Origin of the sequence: Acinetobacter lactucae, assembly GCF_013344765.1 — a bacterium.
Classification (GTDB): domain Bacteria; phylum Pseudomonadota; class Gammaproteobacteria; order Pseudomonadales; family Moraxellaceae; genus Acinetobacter; species Acinetobacter lactucae_A.
The window spans coordinates 1-1,483 of the sequence record NZ_JABVBF010000315.1 but is presented as its reverse complement, the minus strand read 5'-3'; the positions used below and the strand labels follow the sequence as shown (position 1 = coordinate 1,483).

The 1,483-nt window shown below is 35.8% G+C and carries 2 protein-coding genes and 2 pseudogenes; 1 reads left to right on the top strand and 3 read right to left on the bottom strand.

Annotated elements, in window-relative coordinates:
• The 3 genes and pseudogenes from HUN22_RS16985 to HUN22_RS16975 form a co-directional block, all read right to left on the bottom strand.
• Positions 1 to 182: pseudogene (locus tag HUN22_RS16985) on the bottom strand (hypothetical protein); the annotation flags it as partial.
• A 21-nt stretch (positions 183 to 203) separates the two neighbouring features.
• Positions 204 to 421 (bottom strand): annotated as a pseudogene (locus tag HUN22_RS16980) (DUF6500 family protein).
• Positions 422 to 448: 27 nt separating this feature from the next.
• Positions 449 to 784, bottom strand: coding sequence for a winged helix-turn-helix transcriptional regulator (locus tag HUN22_RS16975; RefSeq protein WP_174731859.1), 336 nt, complete (start codon positions 782 to 784; stop codon positions 449 to 451).
• A gap of 116 nt (positions 785 to 900) precedes the next feature.
• Between HUN22_RS16975 and HUN22_RS16970 the strand changes: the two genes are divergently transcribed.
• A complete protein-coding gene (locus HUN22_RS16970) occupies positions 901 to 1,458 on the top strand; it encodes an NAD(P)H-dependent oxidoreductase (RefSeq protein WP_174731857.1) in 558 nt (185 codons plus the stop codon).
• Positions 1,459 to 1,483 lie beyond the last annotated feature (25 nt).

Sequence of the window (1,483 nt, the reverse complement as noted above, 5' to 3'; positions counted from 1 at the left end):
TATGTATAGTTTGGTTGAGCCTCATCTTTAAGAAGCTCTATAACATGTGAAGAAAATTCAAAAGCTTCTGCTGGTAATAGCGAATAAACATTTTCATCAATGAAGTTAGACATGCACCATTCATCTAAATTTTCTTCTGAGGCTAATTTTTCAAGAAAACTAGATAAGGTATCTATAAACATTTTTATCTTTCCACTCTAATTTTACTGCTCACTCAAAACCAACTCTTTAATCTTAACCGCCTTCTCAAAGTGATCTAGCTTATGCTCCATAATCCACCAATGCGCTGCTTCCATCAGTAACTCAGGGTTATCATTCTTATTTTTAAAAAAGCATAAAAAGACAGACCGACATTGTCTCCCTTCTTTTCAATTTTATCGTCGCATCCCTTAATAAACATTTCTCTTAATTCAATTCTCATATTTAGTATCACTTCAAGTCTATAAAACTAAGACGATTTATTGCGCTCGCCCCAATCGCACATCATATCTAATAAAGGAATCAAAGACTGCCCTCTTTCTGAAAGACGGTACTCAACCTTTGGCGGAATTTGAGGATATTCCTTACGAATAATCAGTCCATCTCTTTCCAATTCTTTAAGTGTATTGCTGAGCGTTCTAAATGAAATATTGCCAATACAGCGTTGCATCTCATTAAACCGCATGACGGTTTTTCCATACAGCCAATACATAATAATCATTTTATATTTGCCATTAATCAAAGAAAGGGTGTAGCCGAAACCTGTCTCTTCTAATGGGGTATATGACGGAAGGCAGTCGTCCATTTTTTAAATCCACACTATCTTTTAGTATAGTATATAACATAAATTACCGTACTTATATTTAGGAAAGCACACTTCTATAATCGATTTATCTACTTTCCGATAAGAGTATTTTCATAATGAAAAAGACATTAGTCATCGTTACGCATCCTCACATAGACCAGTCTGTTGTAAATAAAAGATGGGTAGAGGAACTAGAAAAATACCCAGACCAATTTACGGTTCACCAAATTTATCAAGCTTATCCAGACGGGGTGATTGATGTCGCAAAAGAACAAGCGCTTGTAGAAGAACACGAAAATTTAGTGTTTCAATTTCCAGTGTATTGGTTTAACTGCCCGCCGCTTTTGAAACAATGGCTTGATGAAGTTTTGACCTATGGTTGGGCCTATGGTTCAACAGGCGATAAGCTTAAAAATAAAAAGTTTATGTTGGCGGTGTCTGCTGGTGTGAAAGAAAAAGTTTATTCAGAGTATGGTGAATACAAGCTTTCTTTAGAGCAGATTTTTACTCCATTTAAGCTAACGGCTTTATATGTGGGTGCAGACTATCAACCACTTCATGCATTTTATGGTTTAGATACCAATCCATCAGAAGATGATGATATTCCGACGCACCAAGATATAGAAAATAATGCGGTTGAGTATGTTCAGAAGTTATTAGCGTTGTCTGAGTAATTTTTAAGGTAGGGAGGCCTAAGCG

Excerpts from the sequence above, each read along its gene's own strand:
- HUN22_RS16975 (WP_174731859.1), bottom strand. The coding sequence starts at position 784 with ATGGACGACTGCCTTCCGTCATATACCCCATTAGAAGAGACAGGTTTC.
- HUN22_RS16970 (WP_174731857.1), top strand. The coding sequence starts at position 901 with ATGAAAAAGACATTAGTCATCGTTACGCATCCTCACATAGACCAGTCT.